This is a genomic window from Chryseolinea soli (assembly GCF_003589925.1).
In the GTDB taxonomy this organism is placed as follows: domain Bacteria; phylum Bacteroidota; class Bacteroidia; order Cytophagales; family Cyclobacteriaceae; genus Chryseolinea; species Chryseolinea soli.
In genome coordinates this window covers 5,540,746-5,566,976 of the sequence record NZ_CP032382.1, presented here as the reverse complement: position 1 = coordinate 5,566,976, position 26,231 = coordinate 5,540,746, and the positions used below count along the sequence as shown (strand labels likewise).

Below are 26,231 nucleotides of genomic sequence, written 5' to 3'. Positions count from 1 at the left end.
TCACTTGTTGTGTACCATCCCCCAAATGCCCTTTTACAATTTCGTTCCACCCTTTTCACTGCTAAATATCCATCAGAGCGCTGCAAAGCGTTGCTAGCATTACTTTAGCCGTTCTCCGCGACTATTAAGTTTTGAATTGCATCTACCTCTATTTTAAAAATACATGAAAACGTTATTTTCATTCATCATCGCAATCGGCGTTACGGCCACCTTATGTTTCGCGCAGGTAACTACTGTTCCGGTGGATCCGCTAACCGGCCGCCTGGCGCTAACACTGCCGGTAACGGAATTGCATTCCGGCAGCATTAGCGTGCCCGTCGTGTTGGTATACACGGCCGGCAGCGGCGTACAATCCAGTGCCGAAGAAGGATCGGCTGGCGTTGGATGGGACATTGCTGTGTCGGGCGCCGTGCGGCGGGAACTGCGCGCGCTACCTGACGACTATAAAGGTACAGGCACAGATACCCGAATGGGGTGGCTTAACGGATCTACCACGGCCTCCATCCAAACTTTTGTACCCGCATCGGACGACGACCTGACTGCGTGCGTGGACGAGCGCGATGATTTTAATTTTGTAAATGCGCTCAATTACAACATCGATCCCGAGCCTGACCTGTTTTCTTTTTCTGCTCCCGGACTGAGCGGGCAATTTATGTTCGGCGCCGACGGTGTACCCAGACCCATTCCATATCAGGACATCAGGATCACGCCCACGAAAGATGGCAACGGAAAGATCACAGCTTTCGATATTACTACCAATACAGGAGTAGTTTATACTTTTAACATGCTGGAAACGGCATCGCGCGAAACGACGGCTATCAATGCCACGGTGTCTTATCTGGCCAACGGCTATGGCTACTATCAGCAGTTGCTTAACTACACCAGTGCGTGGAATCTTTACAAAATCACCGCACCCGATGGCAGTAAGGTGGAGTATTCTTATTATCAGCCCTACCAAAAGGGAAAGCAGCAGACAACCGCTGTTGTAACAGAGGCAGGCACGGTATCGAACCAATATACAACGACCAACATCACCAATCCCCGCGAGCTGTGGTCTGTACAAACAAATCTGAATGTCCTTTCCTTTACTTGGGCGAACCATCGCATTCAAAGCATTGCGCTCAACGATAACCTGGGCAATCCCCTGCACATTGATTATAACTTTGAGTATAAGGAATACAAAGACAAATGGAATACGGGAAGTGGCAGTAAGAGAGGCTTCTTGAACAGTGTGACGCAAGAAAGCAATTGCATTTCTTATCCTGCATATGTTTTCAGTTACAATGGCGTCGACGACATCAACAACACCGTAAGCCTGCCTTTTAGTACGGCCGGACGGACCGACTTGTGGGGTTATTGCAATGGCACATCCACTTCTAGCATTCCCGCGGTGTACGTGAATGCTGCTAATGGCGATGGCGAACGCATGCGGATGATTCCAATAGCCAGCGAGACAGCCACGCTATCAGGCGACGCCCGGGCGGCAGACGATTCCTTTGTGGCATCCGGAATGCCCGTTATTATTCAGTATCCAACGGGATCTTCCTCCTACATTCAATACGAATCCAATACGTATTGGGACGCGGCCGCCGCTAAAAAGATCGCCGGCGGCGGCGCACGTGTGAAAAGCGTGCGATTTGAAAGCACTACCACGGAATATTACTACAACACGACCGGCAACGCCAATAGTACCGATGCCACCAGCGGCAAGCTGTCGTACCCACCCGTGTATGCTTTTGTCGATGGCACGTCCACCCTGCGCACGACTTTCCATCTGGGACCGGAAAGCTATGTGTTGTACAGCCGCGCCGTAGTGCGGCAAAGCGGCAGGGGCCGGACGGTTTATGACTATGCGCTGCCCGCCATGTACCCGCTCAACACCGACCTGGATTGGAGCGCGACCAAAAGCCGGGTAGCCCGCTTTGTGCCCGTGATCAGCAATCCGCCCTGTACATCGATCGGCAACCAGGTGAACGGTTACTATACTTACCCCTTTGCCCCCACGACGAACTTCGAATTCGAGCGCGGCTTGCCACAGGTCGTTACCGACTATTCCGAAACCAATGCCAAGGTGCAGGAACGGTCCTACACCTACCAGCGTCTCACTCCTGCAACGGTCACCATCAAAGGCGTGCGGTTGGAGCGACTGTCGACCACCAACATCGTCTACGGTTTTTATAGCATCCTGGCCAACACCGGCAAAGTGGTGCAGACAGAAACCGTGAAGCGTGCCGACGAACTCAATCCAGGGGCCGACCCGGCCAACCCGACCAATGTGCTGGCCAGCACCACCACCTATGCCTACAGTACCGCGCACCAAATGTTACAGTCTGTGACGGTGACCAACAGCGACGCCGTGAATTATGTCACCAGCTTTCGTTATGCCAAGGACTTTGCTTCGCTCACCAATCCCGATCCGGCAAAACCCGAGGCCGTGGGCCTGAAGGCGCTGAACGACAACTATCGCCATGGTACGCTCATCGAAACACAGACCAGCCGGGCAGGCGCTTTAACGGGTGCTTCGATCGTGCTCTACAAAGACTATGGCAATGGCAAAGTGTTGCCATCCCTGAAAGGAAATTATCCGCGGGGTTCGGGCTTCGCCGCGCTGGCCGTACAAACCAACGGCACAGGTAAGCAGGAGATCACCTTTGTCAATCAATATCTTTCCACCGTCCAAAGCTATTCTACCGTGGGCAACGCCATGAGCGTGAAAGACTACCGGCAAAAGCGCGCGGGCTTGCTCTATGACTACAAAGGTGAATTGCCTTACGCTGTAGTGGCCAACGCGTTAGCGGAAGAGGTAGCCTATGACGGATTTGAGGACGCCACCACCTTCTTCACAGCAACCAATGCAACCCGAACGAAGACCAATGCCTGGGCGGGCAGTTATGGAGAGAGCGTTTCAGCAACGACGAAACTGGTACGCGACAATTTGTCGAAGGGTGGCAGGCGCTACCGTGCTTCCTGCTGGGTATATGCCGCGGCAGCCACGAACATCACGTTCAGGATTTATTCCGGTGCCACCACGCAAGCCTCCACGGTGCTCACCTATGGCACGGCATCGGCCAACAATTGGAAATATCTGGAAGCCGTGGTAGACATGAGTGCGGCCAGTGCAACATTCTCGCTTGAAGTGAGCGGCAATGCCACTGCCACGATAGACGAAGTAAGATTTTACCCCGCCGATGCCACCATGAGCACTTTCACTTACAACATTCTGAAAGGAAAAACGTCGGAAGTAGGCGAGCGTGGCGAGGCTGCGTTCACCAACTACGACGACCTGAATCGCGTGGTCACTGTGCTGGATCAGAACAAAGACATTCGCCTGCTCAAGGAGTACAGTTTTGCAAGCCCCACCGCCAGTGCACCACAAGAAATCAATGCGGGCCTTTCGCCCGCCGATGGTCGCGTGTTTTATGTTGGCAACTCGATAAACTTTACCGCGCCCGACAATTGCCTGGGCGTTTCATACACCTGGGTGGTCAATGGAACCACACAATCTGCCACCGGGCAGACGATGAGCTATACACCCATGGCAAGTGGATCGCTTACCGTTTCGGTCACCGTGTCGTATCCGACATTGAATCCTGTCACGACTACCAATACATATTGCATCGTAGGTCAGGCCATTGATTTCGATGTTGCCGTAAGGGACTTGGTACACACCGTCCCCACGGGTGAACAAAACAACACGTATGGAGGTGAAGACTGCTCGGAGAACTGGAAGAAGTTCACTGTAACGAACCTTACCGGAGGTTGTGGAACCTACACTTACAAATGGACGATAACGTATGGTGCCGGCGTTACGCAAGTTTTGACGTCATCCGGCGGCCCTGAATATATATTCGACTCGATGATGGATCTCAAGTCAAATTACCAAATGCAATGTACCGTCACGTCAGCCTGTGGTTGTGCCACTATTTCACAATCCACGAGTCAATACATCACGTACCTGACGCCCGCCGAGAAATGCCAATAAAAATCACCACCGATATTTTAATTACTTTTGCTATGGCAAGAAAAATTGTTTTTGCTTTTATCGTTTCTCTTTTCCTGTTGGACCATACAGCCCTGGCAGGCAATGGACTCATTGCCGGACTTTCCTCGGTTGAATTTGGAACAACCACCGACTACGAAGTAAACGACGACGCCACATACAACAACTGGCGCTTTGATGTTGATGGCGGCGCTTCAATTGTTTCCCAAACAAAAATCGGGTTCAGATACAAGGTCACGGTAACGTTCAACACGGGAAGCAATCAAACGATCAAATTTATCGCCAATGGTGGCACCGTGTACGACACGTTTGTGGTGACGGTAACCGGCACTTCTTGTCCGGGTGTGCCTACGGTGAGTGGCGGCGGCAACGCTGTCTGTATACCGGGTACAGTGACGCTGTCGGCATCTACCACAGCGGGCTCCATCATCCGGTGGATCGATAATGGTTCAGTTGTAGCTTCCGGTACGAGTTATCAGGTTTTGCTCACCACAGCGGGACAAAAGACTATCCAGGTTCAGGCCTACAATACAACATACAATTGTGGAAGCTCACTCGTTAACGTCTCCGTAACGGGAAACGCGGCACCCTCAGCCCCCTCTAATGTATACGCTACACCCGCTGCCGTTTGCGGCTCCGGGCAGGTAACCCTGTCGCCTTCGGAGCCAGCAGGCTACTATGTATGGCGCGACTCAAATTGGCAACCGATTAGCCCAACGCAAACCCTTACATCCACAACAACTTTTTCCGTCGAGGGATACAATCCCAGTACAGGTTGCACAGGGCCGTCAACACAACTGACTGTGCCCGTCGACGTGCCACCATCCGTTTATACGGTCAGTGGTGGCGGAATATATTGTGACAGTGGCACACCACCGTTGGTAACATTGAACGGCTCGCAGGCCAATGTGAAATACGAACTTGATAAAGATAATGTACCCTATGGTGCCTTGGTGCAAGGTACCGGCAGCGCGCTTACCTGGAGCAATTTGCCACCGGGAAGCTACACCGTGAAAGCTATTAGTGAGCACAATGCCTGCTCCCCGCTCATGAACGGATCGGCAACGCTCACGGCCAATCCGGCCTCTGTGGGCGGTACTGTAAGCCCGGCAGTCTTTTACTATTACTCCGTGGCTACCGGCAGCTTGTCCCTTTCCGGCCATACCGGGTCGGTAGTGCAGTGGGAGAAAATGGTCGGCAGCGGCAACTGGCAGGTGATCGCCAACACAGCCGGCCTCACAACCTATAACTACAGCAACCTGACAGCCCCGGTGCCTACGACCATAACCTTCCGGGCAAAAATTCAAAGCGGCGTTTGCGCCGCCGTATATTCCGCCACGGCTGCGGTGAGGGTTTATCCTTTGCCGACCATCACATACTCCGGCACCATCATTCCCTATGGAGGCACCGTCACGCTGGCGGGCGGCAGCGGCTACGCTGCCAGGAGCTGGCAAAGGAACGGCGTGAACATACCCGGCGCTACCGGCACGAGCTATACCGTGACGCAACCGGGAAAATACTCCCTCACCGTACAAGGCGTAGGCCTGGAATGGCAAACAACCGGTCAGTTGGTGATTACCGGTGTGCTGGCCACGCAGACCAATGCAGAGTCCACCATCATCATTCGCAAATCCGGCGTGAAGCCGACAACGTCGATATATTCGCTGAAGAAGAATGAACTCTCACAGACCGTCACGTATAGCGACGGCATGGGCCGCCCCGAACAGATCATCGGCGTGGGCACTTCGCCCGCGGTGCGCGACGTGATCCAATACATCGAATACTCGGCCTATGGTCTTTCGGAAAAACGCTACCTGCCTTATGCAACATCGGGAATAAGCGATGGTCAGAAACGCGCTACGCCAACGACCGAACAATATGCTTTCTATCACCTCGGCGCCACGCTCGCCGTGAGCGACGCACCCTATGCCGTGTCCAAACTCGCCGCCAGCCCGCTGGCCAACCTGCGCGAGCAAGGGGCCCCGGGCACGGACTGGCAGCCCGGCGCCCACAGCGTGAAGACCGACCTGGTGATGAACACCACCAACCAGGTGCGCTACTGGCAAGCCGACGGCACTACAAATTCGTACTACGCGGCCAATACCCTGGCCGTGAACCAGGTAACCGACGAGAATGGCAACCAGGTGCGCGCCTTCACCGACAAACTCGGCAATGTGGTCTTGAAACAGGTCCAACTCGACGAAACCGTGGAAACACGCTCCACCCCCTGGCTGGAGACATACTACGTCTACGACGCCTTTGGCGACCTGATCTATCAACTGCCGCCCAAGGCCATGGCCCTGTTGGGCACCGGCGCCAGTCTCACGGCCGCCGACGCTGCAATCACTGAGTTGATCTATCAGTACACCTACGATGCGGCCGGCCGGCTCATCCAAAAGAAAGTGCCCAATAGCGCCGCGCAATATATTGTGTACGACACTTACGACCGCCCCGTGCTCATACAAGACGGCAACCTGCGCGCCACCAACGAATGGTTCTTCGTGAAGTACGACAGCCGCGACCGCGTAGTGATGACTGGCCGTTACCTCGACGCCACCCACAACACACAGGCCACCATGCAAAGCTACGTGACCACCACCGCGCCCACGATGGCCACATACGAGGAGGAAGGCACGACCCTCAAGGGCTACACCAATCTTTCTTTCCCCGCCACGAACTACGACGGCACGGCGCTCACCCTTCATGCCGTGAATTATTATGACCACTATGATTTCAACCGCGACGGATCGGCCGACTATACTTACACCGTTCAAGGCCTGACCGAAGAACTACCCCCTGCTCTTTTTGTAGAAGGCAAACCGACCGGGCATACCAAGCTTATTGAAGGCACCACCACGTGGCTTACGTCCGTCGTGTTCTACGATGGCTACGGGCATGTGATCCAGCAACGTAGTAACAATCACCTTTCTGCGGCAATGGATAACCTGAGCACGATCGTCTATGACCTGGAAGGGAAAATGAAGTATACGAAGACCGATCACAACGCTGGCGGCACAAACCAACTCACCGTGTTGGGGCGCTACGCATACGACAATGGCGGACGCCTCACCGGCATATACCAGACCGTGCCTGGGGCAACCGAACAACTGGTGGCCAGCTACGCATATAACGAATTGGGACAGCTTGTCGACAAAAAACTGCACAGTACAGCGGCCAACGTTTTTTTGCAGAGCATCGATTATCGCTACAACGAACGCGGCTGGCTGACGTCCATCAACAACGCACAGGTAAACGGAACGGATACGGACGCCACTGCCGACTATTTTGGCATGGAATTGCTCTATGAAAAAACGGCGACGGGCCTCAACGACCAGGCCGGTGACAAAACGTACTGGAACGGCAACATCAGCGCCATCAAATGGCACAATGCCGGCCTGCCCGCGGGCGCTGCCGACCAGCGCAGCTACAAATACGGCTATGACAAAAGCGACAAGCTGAAGACTGCTACCTTCCAGGCCAACACAGGCACGGCCTGGACCAAAGAAGCCGGCACACTGAACGAGCAGATGACCTACGACGCGAACGGCAACATTTTAACGCTGCAACGCAACACAGTACAACGGACGTTCACCGGCGGTAAATTGACGGCCACACCGTTATCTATCGACAACCTCACTTATACGTATAAGAACCAATCCAACGCCCTCCAAAAAGTAGAAGACGCCACGGCCAACACGGCAGGATTTACGAACGGCAGCAACAGCACAGACGAATATACCTACACCGCCGACGGCAGTCTGGCAGGCGATCTCAACAAGGGCATCGGCACGACGGGCATTGTGTACAACGCGCTGGGCAAGCCCAAGACGATCACTTACACCGACGGCCGCAAGCTGGAGTATACCTACGACCTCGACGGCAATAAATTGACCGTGAAAACCTATGCTGCCGGCAGCAGCACACCGGCGAGCACAGTCGACTACGTGGGTGGTTTTGTCTATGAGAATGGCGCGCTCAGCTACTTTGGCTCGCCCGAAGGCAGGGTGGTGAAGAAAGGCGCCACTTACGAATTCCAGTACGCCATAACCGATCACCAGGGTAACACCCGCGTGTTGTTTAGCCCGGTAACACCGGCGCCCCAGGTAGTAACGGCGACCTTCGAGAACGCCACACAAACCACGGAGATAAACAATTTTCCTGACAGCTACCCTACCGGAGGTAACCGGAGCGGTCTTGAGTTATATGATCATACGGACGTGAGCGGCTCAACTTACACGTATTCACAATTGCTCAATGGCGGAAACAACAGCATCGTCGGATTGACCAGGAACCTTAAGGTTTACCCGGGCGACAAAGTGAAAGTGGAAGCCTATGCAAAATACTTCAACTTCAACCCGCAAAGTAATTCTAGCAATATCGATGCCTTTGCCACAGCCTTGACGTCGGCCTTTGGTGTAAGTGCGGCTTCTACCGGTGACGCATTGTTGGCCTATAACAGCCTGAATAGTTACGGCGCCGTTATCGCAGGCGGTGGTGGCGGGGGGAACACCAACTTTCCCAAGGCTTTCGTAACGATCCTGTTGTTCGATAAGAATTTCCAACTCATAGATGCCGTTGCCGATCAGATCGATGGAGGAGAGCAAGTGGGGGCCACACCGAAGACGGCACATGATTACATGTCGAAAGAGTATACGGTGAAGGAGGCGGGATATGCTTATATTTACATAAGCAATGAGACCCCCACCGAGGTTGATGTTTATTTTGATGATGTGACGATGACATATACGCCTACGAATATTTTGCAGGTGAATGAGTATTATCCATATGGGTTACAAACTGCTAGTTCCTGGACAAGAGAAGGGAATGTGAATAATTTCCTATATAACGGCGGCACTGAGCAGAATGCAACTACGGGGTTGTATGATTTAAGATACAGAAACTTTGATCCTGTGTTAGGTAGATTCCACCAAGTGGATCCGTTAACGGATCCATATGCATCGATATCTCCTTACAGTTATGCAAACAACGATCCTGTTTTCTCAAACGACCCCAATGGACTTCAAACCACGTGCTCTTGGTGTGCCCCGGCTCCGGTATTACCGCGTAATGGGATTATGGATAGTCAAGCTTACGAGGCATATGTTAATTCGGTCTTCAGGCCTATGATTATCGATTTAGCATACGGTACTTTAGACCTTACAACTGGCCAAGCGTCAAGCTATCATTCTACAAGCTCAGGCGACCTAGAGTCGTTCGCTAGGGCATTGAGGTTGTTACGTAGTGCCCGCGATGGAGATACTGATGCACTTGGGGAGATTGCTAGTATGTTCGGCGAGAATATTAATGTGATGATTGCATATGATGGCGTGCAGGAAACGACAACAATTAATACTCGGTCAAAGCGGACTGCCTGGTTTATCAATGACAAATTGGTTGGCCTGTATAGTGCGAAAAGGGCCAACCTTTATGGGGATTTTGCAATAGACGGAACTAAAAAATGGTCTTTGGTCTTCAAAAGTGGATTTTCAGGATCGGATGGAGATAATGGGTTTTGGGATCACTTCGAGAATCCAAGAAATAAATCGAATTTTATTACTGGTTCATACGCGACAAGTGCCTGGGGTTCTGTAGGAACGGTTGCGGAGTGGGGATTGATTGTGGATTCTAAAATTTCCCCAGGCACCTTTTATACTTCAGCGACTGCGATGAGGGCTGCAAGCGCGAACGGTGCAAGAGTAATGGGAAAAATTGTTGGACCGAGCCTTGGGTTCGCCGGTGTGCTTTTTACCGGCTACGAGGCTTATTTCGATGATGGTCATCTTAGCACGGGAGATTGGGTTAAAATCGGAATCGGAGCAGCAATGGTAGGGGCGTCGTTCACCTTCTTAGCGCCTGCAGTCGCCGTTTATGGTATTGTCGATCTCGGGGTGGCCATTTATACAGGAACCTCGATAACAGATCGTATCGCAGCTGGTATAGATAGAAATTGAAACTACAAACTTTAATATGTACAATCCGAATAATTTCTTTTTCTCTTACTTTTATTACCGACTGTATCACTTAAACTCAAATAAAGGGGATTTTCAGGGATTCCCAGCAGCGGCAGTGATTACTCTGATTCAGTCCCTTGCAATACTTGACGTAGGTATATTTATAATGGAGGTCTTTGTGAGAGGTCCGGTATTGGCCCCATATGCAAGGCAGATAGCTTATTCAGCGACCGCGCTTGGATTCTTGCTGTTGTTTTTGAATTATAAGAAATACAATAGCAATTTTGATAAAATGGAAGAAAAATGGAGAGGAGAGGCAAGAAAGTCCCGAAGAGTCAAGGGATTATTAATCGCCTTGACTGTAGTCTTGGTTTTTGTTCCGCTCGCGCTTGTAACTAAGCTATGAATAGCATTGTTTATATCTTTAAACTCTTCGGCTGCCGTTGGACGACCGGGATCGTTTGGGCAAAGAAGAGAGTCAAACCGACAGATGCTACTCCGTCGAATTACGTTTTGAAATGACGGAATGGCTACCTAAAAGCAATAGCACTACCTGTATGGGGCTACAAACTGCTAGCTCTTGGACGCGCGAAGGAAAATTGTAACAGCTTCCTTTATAACGGAGGGACAGAGCAGAATACCACTACCGGACTATATGCTTGGCGTATCGGAATTTTGATCCCTGCGCTAGGCCGTTTCAATCAAGTGGATCCGTTGGCAGACGACTATAGCTCGCTCTCACTTACGGCTACCCTAACAGCGATCACTAAATGCATACGGTGATGGGTATGGCACCTATGGCCGAATAATAGATCATTATAAATTCCTACGCAAGTATTACCGATCGTATAGCAAATGTTTGGATGCTTCGACCGGAAATGTCGGATTCGAATTTTAAAACTCACAGAGTATGCGAATTAATGTCAATATCAAAAAGTCACTCGAAAGGAACAGGCTTTTTGTCGCAGATATAAATGTGAGTCACTGGGCAAGTATTGTGATGTATGGACTTATCTCTTTGGTGTTTATTTTTATCGGAATAGTCTTGTCGATATTTTTTTTCTGAGAATGTTGGATCAGGGTACATTGAATGCAACTGGACTAATTGCGCTTAGCGTGTTTTTTTTGGTTGGTTCCCTCTCTTTGTATTCACTAGTAAAAGACAACAGACTCATAAGATTTAAAGGGAAGAGTCTTGAAAAAAACAAGATACTAATGTCCTCGCTTCTCAGAAATAAATTTAAAACAGATCTGTTGTATGAAGGAGATCAGATTATGACCTATTACAGAAGAGGTAGTCTCTGGGGGTTTGCCATGAGGATAATCGTTCTTCTTGACGATGAAGACGTCCTGATTAATGTTTCTAGATTTAATCAGATTGGAATTAAATCTCCGTTTCATGGAGTATCATCTAACAAGCTAAGTCGTTCTTTAATCGAAGATTTTGAAAAATTAGAAACTGGTGCGCTCATGGATTGAATATAGTAGGCTTGTCCAAGAGCTGTAAGGTCTACCAGGGTAATAAAGGTGAAGGTGGAGGCTTACGGTGGCACGGAGCAGAATACAACCACAGGTCTCTATGATCTTGCTTATCGGAATTTTGATCCGGCGCTAGGAAGGTTCCACCAGGCCGACCCGTTAGCAGATAAATACAGTTCGCTTTCTCCTTACAACTTTGCTTACAACGATCCTGTCAGCTATAATCATCCTGCTGGCCTTGAGGTAGGCTCGCAGGGCGGTTGCTCATGTGCATGTTTGATCCCAACGTGAAAGACTCAAATTATACTATATTTCTGACGGCAATCATAGGGTCGTCGCCGCCTTGGAGGTATTGCGTACAACTGGAAATTCACGTCCGCTGGAGCAATTAAGCGCCAACGGCATATGGGAGTCAGTTAGATCAGCACCAGCCGCCACCAGGCCAATGTCTGGCTTGGGCTGGTTTGATCAATTAAGAAACTGGTTGAAACTTTAAAACAGAAACGCAATTATGGAAACCACAATTTTGAGTTCCTCGGGCTTTACAATTGACAATTTCTATTTTGAAAGCTTTGATATTTCAAAAGGCGAATACTTGTCCATAGATTTTTATACAAGTCATCATGATTTTAAGCTGGAAGAAAAACTTCTTGAAGTTCTGTCCGGCAAAAAAAAGATGAATGGAGTTAGGGTTAATTCAAAAATTAATCCGGTAGTAGCTCCGATAGCAAAGCCTGGACCGGCGTTTCTTTCCAACAAGACATCTTTTCAATATCTATTGGAAAATGGTACTTTTTTAAAGGAGGAGATATTCTCGCTGCTTAAAAAAATGAATATCGAACCCAATGTCAATATTTATCGACTAGGTGCAAATGAAAGGAGGCTATTGGCATTAGAAGCAGCCATTAGCCTGTCAAAAAATATAATCATAAGCACTTCCGGCATTGATTACAACGGAATCGACGAAGTCCGTAGAGTAATTCAAAGAATATGTGACGATGGGGCGGTATTAGAAATTTCTTTTGCGACAAGCAGAGGAAGAGAATATTTAATCGATGGTGCGCGCTACAAACGAATTGCAGTCAAGGAGTTATAGATGACTACAAATATGAATTTTCTTTAGAACCGTTACACTTTCATGTTAACACGATATGAATACAAAGATGTATTGGTCGTAACGTTGGTGGCAGGATTTGCTAGGTAGATGGATTTGAATAAGTGATGTTGGTTTGCATCTACTGTGCTTACCCCGAAAATCACGTCACTTTAAAGTATATAAAACATAACTTTATGTAATGACTTGGTGTATCGGAATTTTGATCCGGTCTTAGGAAGATTCCATCAAGTCGATCCAATGGCAGATAGTTATAGTTCGCTAAATCCATTACAACTATCCCAATGGCAATCCGGCAGGGTTAGAAGCAAGTGAAAGCCTCCCTTCGTTGGTCACGTTCGAAAACATATACTCAACCTTCGACTCATACCCAATTCTCCCGCCCTTAGCGGCAAGGGATGATTCTAATGACACCGGCCAGGGATAGTAGTGAAAAGCCCGAAGTGCGCTGGCTCAGGCGCGGACGGACTTGTAACGGATAGCCCGGCCCGAGGCTTCCGAGGGGGCCGCCCAGGAGTTGCTCAACGAACGATCCCATTTTTCAAACGGCTCAGGGAAATCTTTCATTCCTATCGGGAAATCCCCCACGAAAAAACCTCCCCCAACCCCCCAACCAAACCTACCCACTCATTAACTTGCGCCCATGAAAAAATCATCTATCAACTTTACTGTAGAGCTCGATCAGAATAATGTGCCGGAGAAGATCCTGTGGGAAGCGACCGATAAGCCGGATCCGGGGCTGTCGGAAACCAAGTCGATCAGCGTGGCACTGTGGGACCATACGCAGAAGAACACCCTGCGCATCGATTTGTGGTCAAAAGATATGCCTGTGGAGGATATGAAGCGCTTTTATATAGACTGCATTGGCGGGCTGGCGCAGAGTGCGTTGTCGGCTACCGGCGACGAATATATGGCGGGCGAACTGAACGCGGTGTGCGAGCGGTTGGTGCAACACCTGCGGAAAGAGAATCAATAATTGCTCGTTTTTGAGCCGGCTGCGATAGTCAAACCCTCCCACAAACGTTTGCTTTTTGCTATTTTTTTGTACTTTGCTAAAAAAAAGCTCGGTATGCATACCATTTTGTGCCCAGCTGTTTTTTCATAAAAGTCACTAAACCCAAAACGTTTATGAAGAGATTTTACAAGCATGCCGGGGTTTCCGTTGCCCTTCTGCTGCTGGCGATCACCGCCGTTTTTGCCCAAACCACCATTTCGGGAAAGGTGACCGATGGGGTGAGCGGAGAACCCCTCGCCGGGGTGAACATTGTGGTGAAAGGCCGTGTGATCGGCACCGTTACCGATGTGAATGGGGCCTACACGTTGAAAGTGAACGACGCCCCTCCCTTTACCCTCAACTTCTCGTTCGTAGGTTTCCGCAGCCAGGAAATCGAAGTGAGCAATGCCACTACTGCGGGGCTCGACATCAAGATGGAGGAACAAACCATCTTAGGTCAGGAGATCGTGGTGTCGGCCAGCCGGGCGGAAGAAGCCATCATGCAATCGCCAGTGTCTATCGAGAAGATGGACATTCTCGGTGTGCAGAACACGGCCAGCGAGAACTACTACAAGGGCCTCATCAACATGAAAGGTCTGGACATGACGCAGAGCAGCGTGAACTTCCAGATCATCAACGCCCGCGGTTTCAACTCCACGGGTAACACCCGCTTCGTCCAGCTCACGGACGGGATGGATACGCAAGCCCCCGCGCTGAACTTTCCCATCGGTAACCTCAACGGTCCATCCGAACTCGACGTGGAGAGCGTGGAATTTATCCCGGGATCGGCTTCAGCCCTTTATGGTCCCAACGCCTTCAACGGCATTTTGCTGGTGAACAGCAAGAACCCATTCGAATATCAAGGCCTTAGCGCCTTCGCCAAGATGGGTGTGAACCACATCGGCGACTCCGACCTCAACTCTTATGACGGCACCAAGATCGGCCCCGGTTCGGCCAAGCCCATGTATGAAGGTGCGATCCGCTATGCTAAGGCGTTCAACAACCGGTTTGCTTTCAAGGTGGCTCTTTCTTATAGCAAGGCCACCGATTGGTATGGCACGAATACGCAGGACAAAAATGCCGCAGTTAACCCGGGCTATTCCAAGAACCCTGGTGCCGACAGGGTTCATGCCTTTGGCGATGAAGTATCGACGAATATTGCGTTGCTGGGTTTGAATCCTGGATTTCAAAACGTAGTTAATGGAGCAGGGTTAGGCAACTACCTTGGCAGCCTCCCCACCGACATTGTGTCGCGCTCAGCATATGCCGAGCAATACCTGGTAGATTACAACGCTCACAACTTCAAGGCAAACGTCGGCTTGAACTATCGCATCAATGATAAGGTTGAATTGCTTTATGCGTTGAATTACGGCGCCGGTACTTCGGTCTACACAGGCGCACAACGTTACTCTCTGAAAGACTTTAGCATCCAACAACACAAGGTCGAGTTAAAAGGCAGCAATTTTTTCCTAAGAGGCTATGCCACGCTCGAAAATTCCGGTGATTCCTACATTGCTGACCTAACCGGCGTGCTGGTTAATCGCGCGTGGAAGGCCGACAATGACTGGTTTGCTCAATATGCCGTCGCCTATCTGGGAGCTTTGAAGGGAGGGGGCGTTAATCCTGGAGATCTGGGCACGATCGAACAACGAGAAGCTGCGCACAATATAGCCAGAGACGCAGCAAACGTAGGCATGTACAAACCAGGGACGCCTGAATTTGACAATGCGAAAAGCAAGGCCCGTTCGTCGGTGATCCCCGGCGGCTCTTTGTTCGACGACAAGACCGCGCTCTATCATTTCGAAGGCAAGTACGATTTCAAAAACCAGATCGACTTCATGGACCTGATGATTGGCGCCAGCTACCGGCTCTACGATCTGAATTCCAACGGAACCATTTTTGCCGACACGGCCGGCAACAACATCACCATCCAGGAAGTGGGTGCCTACATTCAAGCGGCCAAGAAATTCTTTGCCGACAAAGTGAAGCTCACCGGTTCGCTGCGCTACGACAAGAACGAGAACTTTAAAGGCCTGGTGAACCCGCGCATTTCGGCGGTGTACTCGCCCACGCCAAACCACAATTTCCGCGTGTCTTATCAAAGCGGTTTCCGCAACCCGACCACGCAAGGCCAGCACATCAACCTCGACGTGTTATCGTACCGGCTATTGGGCGGCTTGCCTGAATATGCCAAGGCGTATAACATTTTCGAGAACGCCTATACCGTGGCGTCTGTGAACCGCTATACCGCCGTCGTGGCGTCAAAGGCGGGCAAGGGCGCCTACAGCGGCTCCAATGCCGGTTTGGCCATTGCCGATCCCGAGGCACTTGCCCAGCTCACGCCCGTCACGGATGCCAAGCCTGTGACACCGGAGAAAGTGAAGGCCATCGAAGTCGGCTACAAAGGTTTGCTCGGCGACCGGTTGCTGTTCGACCTCGTCTACTATCACAACTCGTATGACAACTTCATCACGCAAGTGATCCTCCGCCAGGCGGCAGGCCCGCTCGATCTCACGGCGACTGCACCCACCGAACAAAACATTCGCAACGCTTCTACCCTCCTCACCCCGGGAACGGATGAGAATGGTCGCCAGAATTCTTACTCAGCCTACACCAACCTCAGCAAACGCGTGAGCGCGCAAGGCGCAGCCATCGGTTTGGAGTACAGCCTTCCCCGCGGCTACAAAGTGGGTGGTAACTATAACTGGAACAAGCTGAACCAGGAACTGGGCGACGGCTACTTATCGGAGTTCAATACACCTGAGCATAAATTCAACCTGACGTTCGGCAACCGGAAGGTGACCGAGAAGATCGGGTTCAATCTCGCCTATCGCTGGCAGGCAGGCTTTCTGTGGGAAGCCACGTTTGCCCAGGGCAATGTACCCGCCGTGGGTCTGATGGATGCACAAGTGAGCTACAAGGTGAAAGCGATGAAGTCGACCTTCAAACTCGGAGGCTCCGACATTTTCAACAAGCGCTATGTGCTGAACTATGGCGGCCCGACCTTGGGTGCCATCTATTACATATCCATCACTTTTGATCAATTGATGAATTAATCCCCAACCGGTTTAAGCTATGAGAAACAGCAGAAAATATTTCGCCCTGGCCTTCGGCATGATGGCGGGTGCTTGTACATACGATTTCCCCGAAACCGCCGAGCCCACAGCGGGTGAGGCAGACTTCACCAAGATGATTTCCGTGGGCAGCGGCCTGTCTACCGGCTTTATGAACGGCGCGTTGTATACGGCTGGACAAGACGCCTCCTTCGTTAGGATCTTGGCCCAACAGATGCAGGCTGTGGGCGGGGGAACGTTTACACAGCCGGATGTAGCGTCGGAGAACGGCTGCTACAACCCTGCGGCCAATTGCACGGCCGGACGACTTTATCTCAAGATCAATCCCACGACAGGTTCTCCCGGCCCAACACCAAAACCGGGTGATGGCGGCAAGGCCCTGGCGCCCTACAGCGGTTCGGCCAACCTGAACAACTTTGCCGTGCCGGCCACCACGTTGCTCCTTTCCCTGATCCCTCAAACTGGCGGCCCGGCTGTTCCGCAGAATCCCGCCTACAATCCCTACTATGGCCGCATCGCGTCAATTCCTAGTGTGTCCACAATCATTGGTGACGCAGCCAAGGCGTTTGGCAATGGCGGTACGTTCCTGACTTTCTGGCTGGGCAACGACGACGTGTTGGGCTATGCCACCGCCGGTGCATCAGCGGCCGTGCCGTTGACCACGAACGATGATTTTAACACTCGCTATAACACGGCCCTCAATACAATGCTTTCCGCCTCAGCCAACGCAAAGGGCGTTGTGGCCAATATCCCCGACGTTACCAGCCTGCCGTTCTTTAGCACGGTGGCCTATAACCCCATTCCACTCGATGCCGCTACGGCCGCGTATCTCACGTCGCAATTGGCCGTAAACTATAATGCCTTTCTGGACGCGATGGTCGCCAACCAGATTATCACAGCCGATGAAGCCGCCTACCGAAAACTGACCTACATCGCGGGCAACAACCCCATCCTGATCAACGACGAGACCCTGACCAATCTCGAACCCTATATGGCCGGCCCGTACGCAGGTTTGAAACCCTATGCCATTGCGAGACAAACGAAATTTGATGCTATCGACCCCACCAAACGGGATTATGTCTGCCTGACCGCAGGATCTTATATCGGTGCTAATCTGGGCGCCAACGGTGTGAACGGTGTGTCGGCCCCGCTCACCAACACCAGCAGTGCCAACGCCCAAGCTTTGAAGGGCGACGACCTAATCCTAATCCCGCAAGAGATCACCCAGATCCAAGCCAGCATCAGCGCCTTCAACGGCATCATCAAAACAGCGGTGGATGCCCATGCTGACCGGCTTGCGTTCGTGGACGCCAACGCCATCCTGGCTTCGCTGAAAACAAATGGCGCCAGGGTCAACGGAGCCACCATCACCGCATCCATCTCCCCTCCGTTTGGAGGTTTCGGACTTGATGGCGTTTACCCGAACGCGCGCGGCAACGGCTACCTGGCCAACGCCTTCATCACCGCCATCAATGCAAAATTCAAATCCGGCATCCCCCTCTGCAACCCCAACAACTTTGCCGGCAACGAGTTGCCCGTACAGTAGATAGAACTTAACCTAAACCTGAACCTATAAAAAAGAAAGTCAGCGCTCACGCGCTGACTTTTGTATTTTCTCTGCGTTCTCATTGCGTCCGCGTCCTCCGCGCCTTTTGCGGTGAAAATTTACTTCTTCTCCACTGCCAACCCCTGCCCTACCCACGCATCATAACCCCCTTTGAGATTATGGACTTCTTGAAAACCACTTTCATTCATTAACGTTGCCGCCTTGCCGCTCCGGCCACCCACTTTACAATAAACAAAATAAGGTTTTGTCTTATCCAGTGCGGCGATCTTTTCCTTAAAATCAGGTGCGTTAAAATTGATGTTCACCGCCCCGGGAAGAGCCCCCTCGGCGACCTCTTCGGGCGTGCGCACATCGAGTAGTACAGCGCCTGTATTGGCGGCCAGTTTCTGTTTGAAGTCGGCAGGTTCCAGCACATCGTTCACCGCCCTGGATTGCGGCGTCGCTACAGCGGTTTCTGTCTCGGTCTTTGCTTCCTTCTTATCGGGCGAGCAGCCCGTTAAGGACAATAGGATCAGGAGGGTTGTTAGGTTCATACTCATAGTTTGGTTCTTTTAAAATGAATGCATTTTCGTCAGAAATAATTCCGTTGCGCCGCTAGATATAGCCGGCCAGTTTATACGCCGCCATCCCGACCCATTCCTTAGCCAGCTTGTTCCAGATCATGATGGAATCCAATTGGGGAAAGATGTTTTCAAATCCCCAAATGCTGGGGTGCGCATAGAAGTCGGTGGAGAAGGGCTCCAGCTCCACGCCCGCTTTGCGATAGCAGGCCAGCGAACGGCGCATGTGAAATGCCGAAGTGATGAGCAGACAATCCTTTGCTTCATAGTGCAGCGAGTCCAGCATCGGCTTTACGGCCACGGCCGACTCGTAAGTGTTGCGGGTCTCGTTTTCGATATAGATATCTTCCGGGGCCACGCCCATCAGGATCATGGCCTTGCGAAACTTGTTCGCCTCGGGCTCTTCTTCGTGCAGCAGCATGCCGCTGCCACCGCTGATGAGTATTTTCTTGACCAATCCCAGGGAATACAATTGTACGGTGTGCGTGACGCGATCGGCGCCGCGTTGGAAATAAACGCGGTCCTCGGGTTTGAGGAAAGGAAGCGTGGACCCTGTGAGCACAATGCCCAGTTGGTGGGGTCGCATGTCCTTATAGGCTACAGTTGGGATCTCCCACCAGTGCATCACCGCGTTGGAAATAAAACCGTTGGAAAAGAACAGCAGCATTCCGAACCCCGACCAAAAGCAGCGCTTTCGCCACTTGGCAGGCTTGAGGATCACCGACAGGGCCAGCAGCACACAAATCACGGTGAACGGCATGGCCAGGTAACTCAAGGTCTTGGAAAGAATGAAGAACATAGTCGTTTGTCGCTAGTATGAAAAAAGTGGACTCCTGTTCACGAAAGTAACGTGTTTATTTCTTCCGGTACAAAGGATTCGACAGGTTGCCGATGCCGTCAATGATCCGTCGCAGCACATCGAAATACAGCATCAGGGCCAGTACCAGCGACATGGACCAGATCACGCCCGTGTTGAAATAGAACGTGTCGATATTCCGGCTCATGAAATGTTTGGCCGGCATGTAGAACTGCGCGTTGAAGTCGATGGCGTGTTCGGGGTCCGGGTCTTTGTAGATGGGATAGATCTTCTGGATCAGCTTGCCATCCATCTCCACGATGCGGTGGGTTTCCTGCAGGTTTTTCACCAACTCCATGATCGCCTCGTTGTGGTAGGCTTCGCGGTACGCGTTGAACGCTTCCTGCTTTTCGGGGGTGTTGGTGAGATCATACAATTTCTTCTCCTTCGACTGGTCCGCCGAATTGTAGCGGTTCACGTAATACTTTTTCAAATGCTCCAGGTAGCCCGTCACCGATGCATAGGTGACGGAGTCGAACTGGGTTGGTGTCAGGCGGGCCAGGGCATCCAGTTTTTGTCCGGTGTCCTCGAGGGTCTCCGACACCTCCCGCCGGATGAGTTCCAGGTCGGTGGTTACCCGGGCCTTCACTTCGGCGTCGGTGGATCTGAAATTATTGAGGCAATACTGGAGCTTTGTTTCGATCTCGGGAATGAAGTATACCTTTTGATAGTCGGCGTCGGCCATCACTTTGTCGTACACATAAAACTCCCGCTCATAGCGGTTGTCTTTGAATTGCGAGACCATAGCCGCTTCAAACGCCCACCGCGACGCCATGAGATCGCCCACCAGCGGCACCGTAGCCGAGTTGCCGATGGATGGATTCAGCTTGTCGAACTTCACCACCACGCCGCTTAGGATGAGTTGCGGAATCAGCAACAAGGGGATCAAAATATAAATGGTCACCGCCGAGTTAAAGGCCGACGATATATTCAATCCCAACAGGTTGGCAAAGCACGCCGCCGAAAACAGGATGAACCAATGGTGAAAGAACATGCCCTTGATTTCCAGGATATAATTCCCCACGGCCACAAAGGCCAGGGTTTGGATGGCCGACAGGATGAAAAGTATGGAGATCTTCGAGAGAATATAGCTGCTGCGGCTCAGGTGCAGGAAAGCTTCGCGTTTCAATATTTTGCGATCGCGGATGATCTCCTCCGCGCTCACGGTCAGGCCCATGAACAGGGCCACGATCACACTCATGAAAAGATAGGCCGGCAGGTTCAGGTTCTTGCCAAACGAGTAACCCGTCAGCAATTTATCGTCCACGTTGTAATAGCGCACGATGAAGGCCAGGATAAAGGCCAGCACGGGGGCTTCCAGCAGGTTGATGATCATGTACTGCCGGTTGTGGATCTTCGCCTGGATGTCGCGCATCGAAAACAGGTGCGCCTGTTTGAACCGGGTGGGAATGTTTAGCGTGGAATGCGGCACTTCCTTGCTGGTCTCCACCGAGAAGGGCCGGTAGTTGTTTTTGAAGATGGTGTTCCACTGTTCGGCCGAGATCTTGCGCTCGTTGGTGAAGTGACCGTACTCGTTGATCACTTTCGTTTCGATGATGTTGAAGATCTGCTCGGGGTTCACATTCCCGCATTCGTGACATTCCCCTTCGTCGCTGTTCACCAGGTTGATGCTTTTCTTGAAATAGACGATCGAGTCCACGGGGTTGCCATAATAGATCTGGTAGCCGCCCGAGTCGAGGATCAAAAGCTTGTCGAACATTTTGAAGATGTCGGACGAGGGCTGGTGGATCACCGCGAACACCAGCTTGCCTTTCAGCGAAAGCTCTTTGAGCAGGTCGATGATGTTTTCGGAATCGCGCGACGATAGGCCGCTGGTGGGCTCGTCACAGAAAAGTACCGCCGGTTCTCGCAGCAGCTCCAGCCCGATGTTGAGGCGTTTGCGCTGGCCGCCGCTGATGGTCTTGCGCAAGGGCGAGCCCACCTTCAGGTCTTTTGTTTCGGCCAGGCCGAGGTCTTCCAGCACTTTCATGACGAGGGTGTCGATCTCGGTTTCCGGCTTGTCGCTGAAACACAGTTTGGCGGCGAAATACAGGTTTTGGTATACGGTGAGGTCTTCGATCAGCAGGTCGTCCTGCGGCACGAATCCAATCACTCCTTCAATTTTCTTGGGTTCTTTGTGTATGTCGATGCCGTTGATGAGCACCTGGCCTTGCGAGGGGCCGTCGGAGCCGTTGAGCACGTGCAGGAGCGTGGATTTGCCGGCGCCGCTGCCACCCATGAGGGCAATGAGGTTGCCCGATTCTTCGGCCAGGCTCACCTCGCGCAACCCGAGCTTGCCGTTCTTGAATTTGAAGCTGATGTTGCGGCCTTCGAAGGAAAGGCGGGGATAGCTCCCAAATTTCTTGAAGCGGTTCAGAATGTCCCCATAGTAGACGGGCTCATCCTTTTCCCAGCGCAACATGCTGCCCACAGCGAGCACCCCAATCCTACCCGACTTGACGGGCACACCGTTGAGGTACACATCAGTTCCCCCCAGGTATTTGATGAAATACAGCTCTGCCTGGGCAACGTGCAGCACAGCAACGAAGCCGTTGAGGTGCGCGCGTTCCAGGTGATGGGCTTTATGTATTTGCCCGGCAGGCGACGCGTCTACGATGAGGATATGATCGTTGTCCAACGCTTTTGCATTTTGGCCGCGGATAAAGATCTTGATGGCCTCGATGTCGGCGGTGGGAATTTTAAAGTTTTCGCCGATGGCGTTCAGCAGGGCTTCTTCGCGGGGCGAGATGTTGCCGTCGGCCTGGATGATGTTGATGAGTTCCAGCACGATGACCACCTTTTGTTTTTGGGTGAGCTGTGCGTTCACTTCGCGGCAGAGATTCTCCACGCTGGCCAACTCCTCGGTGAGTTCGCCGGTTCGGGGTGGAAGGCCGTGGATGTATTCGTCGAAAAGTTTCAGGTAGGACTCTACGGATGTGCGGCTTAAGTGCTCGTCGAGGAAACGGCGGATCTGGTCACGCTCCTGCTGGGTAACGTCGTCTTCCCGGGCCACTACTGCAAACAAACGGAGAATGGCTTTGAGTAACTGTTCGCTCATAAAAATGGATGTCTGTTCCTAAAGATAATTAAAGATGCCGTATCCGGTATGGGCTGAAAAAAAATAAGGGACTGGCGTTTGAACCAGTCCCTTGCTTTCCTTTCAGACGTTTGAAATTACTCGGTGATGCCTTTGCGGATTTTGTCGACGATGTTGGTGATGTCGATCAGGTTCTTATCGCTAAGCACCAGGCTTCCTTTATTGTTCTTGATCTGTTCTTCGATGTTGAGGGCCGTGTAGGCAGTTTCCAGGGACTTCAGGTCGGCTACGATAGGTGTTACCGATTCGGTTTGTTCTGTTGCGCTAAGCATTTTCAGCAATTCGGAAACCGATTTCTTTTGTTGCAGGATAACGCGCATCAGGTCCGTTAACACAATGTTACGTTCGCTTTCCTTGAGGTCTTTGGGATACGATTTCACAAGGCCTGTGGAAATGTAAAGACCTTCGATAAAGCTTCCGGTGATGACCAGGGCCGACAGCTTGGTGCGGTTGTCGTCCTTCAGGAAATCTTCCGTTTTCTTCATGGTCGCGTCGAGGATCTTGGTCAGGGAATCTTTGTTGGAGATATTGGCCTCAAGCTGCTTCAGCACGTCCGCATCGAAAGTACCGATCACCCCCATGTTATCGGCCAGGGTTTTGGCTGAATTGAGGTAGTCGATGGCTTCCTGGGTTTTGTCATACGAGCTCAGGTAGCCGATGTCGGCGGCATATACACCGAGGTTCAGGGCTGCCTTGTCGGTGCGGGTGGCATATTGGTCAACTTTCGTACGGGCGTTGATGAGACTCTCGTTGAATTCTGCGCCCGTATTCTGGAGTAAATAGGGAATTTCGGTGGGCGAAGGGATATTATAGACAACTTCTTCGATTCGTTTCGACAAACTGTCTTCGGCTGCTTTGAAATCGGAAGAGTTCTGATCTTTTTCGCTGGAAGACTTTCCACATGAAGCCAAACCCGTGGCTATCAGGGCGCTAAAAGAGAAATAAAGGAGGTGTTTGAATTTCATGGTTAATGCTTAGGTGTTTAGAGTTTCAATTTTACTACATTTTTCAAAGCTTTAAAACCCGCGTTTTATAATTTTAAATGATTTTTTCCCCTTTTGCGTACTTTTTACTAAGTTTAATAATGCACCTTTGAAAAAGTGTTATGCCCAAGCCAACTCTTGTAGATAAAACAGTGTTGATTGACGACAGTGACATAGATCTGTTCATACAGCGTCGGTTTCTGGAAGTCTATAATTTCTCTTCTGAGCTATTCCTTTACAGATCTGCCGAGGAAGCCTTGTCATGGCTAAAGAACATCAACGGCGAAGCCGCCCCCGACATCATTTTCCTTGATTTGAACATGCCCGAAATCGATGGATTTTCTTTTCTGAAGACCTTCAAGGAACTCCCCGAAAAAATCAAGGTCAAGTCCAAGATCGTCGTCCTCACCAGCTCCAACAGCATGAAAGACCGCGACCAGGCATTCTCCTACACCAACGTGATCCAATTCATCACCAAGCCCCTGAAACAATCCGACATCGAAGAACTAAAAAAACTCATCAACAAAAATTAACGCAGCCTGGGTGTGCCCACCCCAGCCCAACCGCCTAACCGGAAAATCAACCGGCAGCATGGCACGTGATCAACGCCATCAGATACCGTTCTAGATGTCCCACCAACAGACATTTCCATCCCGCACCCCAATCAACGCCATCGTTAGTACCCATCACCTAAAACATTTTCCATACCACGCCACATCCAACCAACACCGTTGTTGGTGTCCCACCAACAACATCTCTCCCTTACCAAACCCTACCGATCCAACCAGTCCTTAAACTCCTGCACCCTCTCCCTCGCCACAATCACCTCCGGATCATCCGAGTTCTTCAACACCAACCTCAACCGGCTATTCGTATAATGAATCATATCCTGTATAGCGTCCGCACTCACAATATACTTCCGGTTGATCCGAAAAAAACGCTCCGGATCCACCAGCCCCTCCACCTGATCCAGCGTGTAGTCCAGGATGTTTTTCCGCCCATCGCGACTGTGACAAAACGTGGTCTTCTCCAGGCTTAAAAAAAACAAGATATCCTCCACCTCCACCGACTTCAAATGCTCGCCCACTTTCATGACAAAGCGGGTTTTATATTTCTTTGTCAGCATGGCAATCGCCTTCCCGATGTTGTCCAGCACGGCATGCTGGGGCGCGGCCTCCGCTTTTACGAGGCGCCGGAATTTTGTCAACGCCGCCGACAATTCCTCCTGGTCAACGGGCTTCAGGATATAGTCGATGCTGTTTACCTTGAAGGCCTTCAGCGCATATTCGTCATAGGCCGTGGTGAAGATGACAGGGGAAAGCACCTCGCATTGCTCAAATACCTGGAAGCTGATGCCATCGGCCAGTTGGATGTCCATGAAGATGAGGTCGGGCGCCGGGTTGCTTTTTATCCAGGCCACAGCGTTTTTTACGGTGTCGATCTTGCGCAGCACGGTAGCCCCCGGTTCGAGGGTTTTCACCAGGGTCTCCAGCCGTTTGGCGGCTTGCGGCTCGTCTTCGATGATGAGGATGTTCATGCGGCGGTGACGGGAATGATGGGGAGTTTTACGAGGAAACGATCTTGTTGCTGGATCTCCACCTTCCGGTCGCTGAGAAAGGCGTATCGCTTCACAATGTTGTCCAACCCGATGCCTGGAGAATCTTCCAGCGTGAGTGACTTCTTTTGTAGATTGTTTTCCACCACGATGTAGCCGGCATCCTCGTAGACGCGGATGGTCAGCGGATTGTCCTCCGAGATCTCGTTGTGTTTGATAGCGTTCTCCACCAGCATCTGCAACACCAACGGCGCCACCATGCTTTTCACGTGGGCAAGCCGCACGTCCAGTTTCAGCTTGTCGCCAAAGCGGATCTGTTGCAGAAACAGGTAGGCCTCCAGGAATTTGTGTTCTTCCTCAAGGTTCACGGCCTCCTTGTCGCGCGTGTCGAGCACATAGCGGTAGACATCCGAGAGTTGTTTGATGAACTTCACGGCTTTGTCGGGGTCTTCGTAGACCAGGTTGCTCAGTGCATTGAAAGAGTTGAAAAGGAAGTGGGGGTTCACCTGGTTCTTCAGGCTTTCATATTTGGCGACGGCACTTTCTCTCTGAAATTTTTCCGCTTCCACGATGGTTTTTCGCCAGTTGATGAGAAACGAGCGGCCGGTCATGAACAGATTGATGATCAATGTGATGGCGAGGGTTGTGAAAAGTGTGTCTTCGACAGAGGAAAAATTCCGGTTGTAGACAGCCTCGAAAAAATAAATGAGCCCGGTGATGGCGGCAACCGTATAGACGACCGTAACGACGATGCCCCACAGGAAGCGCTTCACCGGTGCCTTGATCCACGCGATCTTCTCGGAGAGGTATTCGGAGAGGTACTCGTTACCGAACCACATAAAGAACCACGACGTGACAATGAAGGAAGACACGACAAGGAACGTCTCCAGCGAAATGCGGCAGGTGCGGCATTCGAAATACGTCATCACCAGGCCGCCGAGGAGAAGCCAGGGAATCACGATGAGACGTCCTTTGAGGTACGTGAAGAAATTCATGCCGGT

Annotated in this window: 15 protein-coding genes; 9 read left to right on the top strand and 6 right to left on the bottom strand. The window is 51.4% G+C overall.

Going from position 1 to position 26,231, the window contains the following annotated elements; all coding sequences use genetic code 11:
* Positions 1-163 precede the first annotated feature (163 nt).
* The 8 genes from D4L85_RS23505 (at position 164) to D4L85_RS23465 (ending at position 18,158) form a co-directional block, all read left to right on the top strand.
* The gene (locus D4L85_RS23505; protein ID WP_119756606.1) at positions 164-3,982 is read left to right on the top strand and encodes a hypothetical protein; all 3,819 of its coding nucleotides are present in this window, start codon (positions 164-166) and stop codon (positions 3,980-3,982) included.
* Positions 3,983-4,014: 32 nt separating this feature from the next.
* Positions 4,015-9,951, top strand: a complete 5,937-nt coding sequence (locus D4L85_RS23500) for a DUF6443 domain-containing protein (protein WP_160143946.1) — start codon at positions 4,015-4,017, stop codon at positions 9,949-9,951.
* 1,215 nt (positions 9,952-11,166) lie between these two features.
* Entirely contained in the window at positions 11,167-11,430 is a 264-nt protein-coding gene (locus tag D4L85_RS34515) for a hypothetical protein (RefSeq protein WP_160143945.1), read from the top strand.
* A 48-nt stretch (positions 11,431-11,478) separates the two neighbouring features.
* Positions 11,479-11,721 (top strand): RHS repeat-associated core domain-containing protein, encoded by a 243-nt coding sequence (locus D4L85_RS35160; protein WP_418219837.1) that lies wholly within the window; start codon positions 11,479-11,481, stop codon positions 11,719-11,721.
* Positions 11,722-11,941: 220 nt separating this feature from the next.
* The gene (locus tag D4L85_RS23480; protein WP_119756601.1) at positions 11,942-12,526 is read left to right on the top strand and encodes a hypothetical protein; all 585 of its coding nucleotides are present in this window, start codon (positions 11,942-11,944) and stop codon (positions 12,524-12,526) included.
* A gap of 661 nt (positions 12,527-13,187) precedes the next feature.
* Complete coding sequence (gldC, locus tag D4L85_RS23475; protein WP_119756600.1) at positions 13,188-13,520, top strand: gliding motility protein GldC; 333 nt, start codon at positions 13,188-13,190, stop codon at positions 13,518-13,520.
* 152 nt (positions 13,521-13,672) lie between these two features.
* Positions 13,673-16,594 (top strand): TonB-dependent receptor, encoded by a 2,922-nt coding sequence (locus D4L85_RS23470; protein WP_119756599.1) that lies wholly within the window; start codon positions 13,673-13,675, stop codon positions 16,592-16,594.
* 19 nt (positions 16,595-16,613) lie between these two features.
* Positions 16,614-18,158, top strand: coding sequence for an SGNH/GDSL hydrolase family protein (locus D4L85_RS23465; RefSeq protein WP_119756598.1), 1,545 nt, complete (start codon positions 16,614-16,616; stop codon positions 18,156-18,158).
* 119 nt (positions 18,159-18,277) lie between these two features.
* Here the strand turns inward: D4L85_RS23465 and D4L85_RS23460 are convergent, their stop codons facing one another.
* The 4 genes from D4L85_RS23460 to D4L85_RS23445 form a co-directional block, all read right to left on the bottom strand.
* Positions 18,278-18,718 carry a rhodanese-like domain-containing protein gene (locus tag D4L85_RS23460; RefSeq protein WP_228450596.1) on the bottom strand — a complete coding sequence of 147 codons (441 nt, stop codon included), beginning with the start codon at positions 18,716-18,718 and terminating at the stop codon, positions 18,278-18,280.
* Positions 18,719-18,773: 55 nt separating this feature from the next.
* Positions 18,774-19,538: a YdcF family protein gene (locus D4L85_RS23455; RefSeq protein ID WP_119756597.1), complete on the bottom strand. Its 765-nt coding sequence runs from the start codon at positions 19,536-19,538 to the stop codon at positions 18,774-18,776.
* Positions 19,539-19,593: 55 nt separating this feature from the next.
* On the bottom strand, positions 19,594-22,653 hold the full coding sequence (locus tag D4L85_RS23450) for an ATP-binding cassette domain-containing protein (protein WP_119756596.1): 3,060 nt from the start codon (positions 22,651-22,653) through the stop codon (positions 19,594-19,596).
* A gap of 116 nt (positions 22,654-22,769) precedes the next feature.
* Positions 22,770-23,657, bottom strand: a complete 888-nt coding sequence (locus D4L85_RS23445; protein WP_119756595.1) for a hypothetical protein — start codon at positions 23,655-23,657, stop codon at positions 22,770-22,772.
* 140 nt (positions 23,658-23,797) lie between these two features.
* Between D4L85_RS23445 and D4L85_RS23440 the strand changes: the two genes are divergently transcribed.
* Positions 23,798-24,208, top strand: coding sequence for a response regulator (locus D4L85_RS23440; RefSeq protein ID WP_119756594.1), 411 nt, complete (start codon positions 23,798-23,800; stop codon positions 24,206-24,208).
* A gap of 239 nt (positions 24,209-24,447) precedes the next feature.
* On the opposite strand, the gene D4L85_RS23435 is transcribed toward D4L85_RS23440, so the two are convergent.
* A complete protein-coding gene (locus D4L85_RS23435) occupies positions 24,448-25,212 on the bottom strand; it encodes a LytR/AlgR family response regulator transcription factor (protein ID WP_119756593.1) in 765 nt (254 codons plus the stop codon).
* Entirely contained in the window at positions 25,209-26,225 is a 1,017-nt protein-coding gene (locus D4L85_RS23430; protein WP_119756592.1) for a sensor histidine kinase, read from the bottom strand. Before D4L85_RS23430 ends, D4L85_RS23435 begins: the two co-directional genes overlap by 4 nt.
* Between the last annotated feature and the right edge of the window lie 6 nt (positions 26,226-26,231).